Annotated in this window: 3 protein-coding genes; 1 reads left to right on the top strand and 2 read right to left on the bottom strand. The window is 38.2% G+C overall.

Annotation, left to right across the window (positions count from 1 at the left end):
• Positions 1 to 80 precede the first annotated feature (80 nt).
• Positions 81 to 1,205, top strand: coding sequence for an SGNH/GDSL hydrolase family protein (locus AFK68_RS07490; protein ID WP_094672215.1), 1,125 nt, complete (start codon positions 81 to 83; stop codon positions 1,203 to 1,205).
• Positions 1,206 to 1,747: 542 nt separating this feature from the next.
• Here AFK68_RS07490 and AFK68_RS07485 read toward each other — a convergent pair.
• Together AFK68_RS07485 and AFK68_RS07480 are read right to left on the bottom strand one after the other, a co-directional pair.
• A complete protein-coding gene (locus AFK68_RS07485) occupies positions 1,748 to 2,986 on the bottom strand; it encodes a glycoside hydrolase (RefSeq protein WP_094672214.1) in 1,239 nt (412 codons plus the stop codon).
• A gap of 412 nt (positions 2,987 to 3,398) precedes the next feature.
• Positions 3,399 to 3,971, bottom strand: a complete 573-nt coding sequence (locus AFK68_RS07480) for a hypothetical protein (RefSeq protein ID WP_094672213.1) — start codon at positions 3,969 to 3,971, stop codon at positions 3,399 to 3,401.
• Between the last annotated feature and the right edge of the window lie 141 nt (positions 3,972 to 4,112).

Here is a 4,112-nt window from a genome sequence, read left to right as displayed (position 1 = left end):
ATCAAATTTAGTTTGACATTCCTAGGGAATTTTACTTATACTTCAAAAGTGAATCTATTATAATAATCAGGGTTAAATAAATGAAGAACAATATTATTTCAGTTAGCATGGCTCTAACTGCATCTGCTCTAACTATAGGGACCACTCCAGTTTACGCTGCAAATTCCAATTTAGATTTTTCCCAAATGTTCATCTTTGGGGATAGTCTTTTAGATACAGAAAATACTTTTACTCTTACAAAAGGACAATTTCCAGACAGCCCCCTATCTTTTGAGGGCAGATTTTCTAACGGACCTATCTGGATAGAATCTCTAGCATCATCTTTAGACTTAGCTCCTACAGCTTTTTTTACTAATATTCCTATTTCTCCAGATGGAGCTAACTATGCTATAAGTGGGTCACGGAGTGGAGACCAGAATATTCTAGATAATTTTTCTCTAGGTTTAGAACAACAACTTGGGAGTTTTATTGTTCCTCTGTTAGAAACAGAACAGTCAGCTAACTCTGATGCACTATATACTATCTCGGTAGGTGCAAATGACTATCTACAGTCTACGTTATCTTTAGTATCGGAGTCTATTTCGCCACCAGATACACCTCCTAATACAGATACAACTGTTAGTAATATTACTAATAGTATTAAAGCTTTATATAATTTAGGCGCTCGTGATTTCCTCATCTCTAACTTGCCATCATTAGGTCTAACACCTTTGGCTACATTCACAGGTACATCTGACATATTGAATCAATTAACAAATGAGCATAACCAAAAACTGGAGTTAGCGATCGCTGAGTTAGAGCAATCTTTATCTGAAGCTACTATCACCTTATTAGATGTTAACTCTACTTTAGATGAGATAATTAATAACCCTAATCAGTTTGGTTTTAGCAATGCAACAGATAGTTGGTCAGATACAGTATTAGCTTTTTGTTCAGATGCCTCTTTAGGAGCAGATGGTTCAGTAAAATCTTGTGATGTTGATGTTCCCGATCCAGATGAATACTTATTCTGGGATATACTTCATCCTACAGAAGCAGCTCATCAAATAATAGGGAATGAAGCTCTATATGCTCTGAAATCTGAATATAGTCAGACTGTTCCTGAACCTACTTCCGTATTTAGTTTGTTAGGATTAGGTGTCAGTTTGCTAGGGGTTTCAGCTTTCAAGCAGAAAGACAACCAAAAGCAGAAACAGAAAGTATAATTAGGTGTTGGTGAATAAAGGTATGAAAATAAAAATTGAACAATCTCAAATATTTGTTATTCAATACTTTAGGAATTACCAAAAAATACAAATCATACCCTAATTTACCAACATCCTTTTCGGATTATGAATTCTTCCCACCCCACCTCATCTCAAGAAAAAAATGCGTACTTCATCAAATATTCATATAACTGTGTAAATTCCTATATCAACTTCATCAAAAAAAGAGGGAGTAGGGAGTAGGGAGTAGGGAATAGGGGGAAAGAATAGATTATTTATCTACGATAATTGATTTACAGCGGTTTTCATTTCAGTAGACCACAGTAGGGAGGTTGCATGCAACCTCCCTACTGTGGTTTTGGTTATGACGATATAGTTCATCAATTTGAAAAGCGCTGTAATTTTTGATTATTGGAGAGGTCTAATATTTAATCTCCCCATCTCCCAACAACTCTAATAAGTATTCAAACGGATTTGATCTGACTCCTACCCTCACCCATAAGACTTTTGAGCGCCAACCCTAAAAATATCTCAAACAGTATCTATAATATTTCCCTTGCCCAGTCAATAAATAACTTTGCCTGTTCCGCCCAAAAATCAGAACCCCAATAAACAAAACAACTGGTTTCACACAACAACAACGCTCTACTTTTTTCAGCAGAACCCTTACCAAAGTCTACAACCTTAGCATAATCTTGACTCAACCCTTCAACTGCTGCCAATACCTGTTGTCGCAAATCTCCCTCTTGCCATTGCTGATGACCTCCTATCCACGAACCTCCTGTTGATTTCAGTCTAACTTCTGTTGCTGCTCCATCTGCTAAATAAGTATCAATATATTGACTCACCGTCATAAAACCAACATCCGACCAGCGATCGCTCTCCCGAAACAGAGGAGCAAAAGAATTCTTAAAATATTCAAACATCATCACATTACCATTTTCCCCATCAGAAGTCGGCACCACCAAAGCAGGCGGTTTCATTCCCACTTCTCCACCACGATATCGCACATCATTAATACAACCCTCAGCATTTTGACCACTTTGTTGTCGAATCCCCATATCCGTATCCCTCACCACACATAGAATACGTTCCGACTCACCCTCTGATTCCACCACCAACCAATGCACTCGGTTTTCTAACTCCGGGGTACTCCAACCTTCAGGATGTTCCAATGCTGCATTCGGTAAAATAATCCATTCATAACCGCACTTTTTCAACAGACGCACAAATCTCAACGCTTCCGCAGGATCGCCAGTCATTCCCATCTCCGGAGGCCAAAACCCTCTTACCCGTGATAGTGCATCTTCTCCAAACAAATCTGCAAACACCTTTCGCCATTCCATAATTTGAGCTTCATGGTCTCGTTCGGGAGTAGCAGGAAAATAACAATGACTATATGCACTACCAGTAAATTCTATTGTGTCTGAATATTCCGTCAGAACTTCTCGCCAAAGACTTATTACATCTCCTACCGCTTCGCCATCAACATGAAGATTAGAGAAAATGCCATTAGTCGAAAGTTTTGCCATCTCTTCGAGCAATACCCCAGAATAATCTACCATCATCCGGGGTCGATGACCTTCTGCCGTCAATTGTTTAGCATAACGAGCAGGATTTTTGTATGCTTGAGCAAACCATTGAGCATTCCAATGCTCTTCGGAGTTAGGTTCACCATTGAGCATTTTTTCTAAGTTGCCCTGTAATTGGCCATTATGCCAAATCGGAGGTTGGTGAAAATGTAACCAGGGGACAAATAAGACTTGAGGATTATTTAACATTTCGGCAACTCCCTGATACAAGACCACTAATTTATTTATTCTTTATACCATAGAAAATAAAAATTGATTTCAAGTTAATTTTCCAAAAGTCTAGTTTCTTACTTTTGACTTTTGACTTTGTATTTAATGACTATTTAACTAGCGATCGGCTTTTAGAAGCTCTCAGTTAAAATCCCCTGCAACCCCAAGGGCGGTATTGTTGAGTCGGTTGAAATCCCCTTCTAAACATTAATCTTGCTGAGTGCTGAGTGCTGAGTGCTAACCGCTTCATTAAAATCCAAAGCTCAAATCTATAACTATAAGCNCAGTTAAAATCCCCTGCAACCCCAAGGGCGGTATTGTTGAGTCGGTTGAAATCCCCTTCTAAACATTAATCTTGCTGAGTGCTGAGTGCTGAGTGCTAACCGCTTCATTAAAATCCAAAGCTCAAATCTATAACTATAAGCTGGCCGTCAAAAGCATAGAAACTAACTTTGTAAATATTCTCACTATTCACCGTTAGTTTAGCATTTGGAGGAATAAGTGAATCTGGGTAAAGCAAGTTTGAAGCAGGCATTTCGTCTTTAGCTAAGAGTTCTTCATTTTGATTATAGGCTGACAAAACAGTTCGACGAGAACTTGTTACCAGGCCGCTGACAAACTTGACTGGAGATTTAAAGTTCATTTCTATTAGGCCACTTTTTGGCGCTCCCATTAAGACTTTAATACCTGGAGGAACCGCAAAAGCTGGGTTTGATGGTTCGATGGCGATGGTATTAGAGAAAGTTACGCCCCAATTTTTAAACTGATAGTCTACTACTTCAAAAGATTTTAAATCTTCTAGGCCAAGGCGAATACAACTGGGCATAGTTGAAAGTTTTAATAATTCTGATTCAGTCTGGTCATACTCAGGAGTGGCTACAAATTTATATCCATTTTTGACCCTGAAGTTATCGGTTAGAGGATTGATGTTGTGGGTTGTATCAATCTTAAGACTCTGTAGCATTGGACCTCCTTAATCAATTTACTACATGAGGGGTAAGACCCCTCATTTATTATTTATTTATAGCTTATTCTTTTGATATGCGCTTTGACCAGGACAATTTTCGTTTTAATTGACAATTTTTGATAATTATTAATTTTGAGT

It is taken from the genome of Hydrocoleum sp. CS-953 (assembly GCF_002260545.1).
Lineage (GTDB): Bacteria > Cyanobacteriota > Cyanobacteriia > Cyanobacteriales > Microcoleaceae > Trichodesmium.
This window is presented reverse-complemented; position numbering and strand designations above follow the sequence as displayed.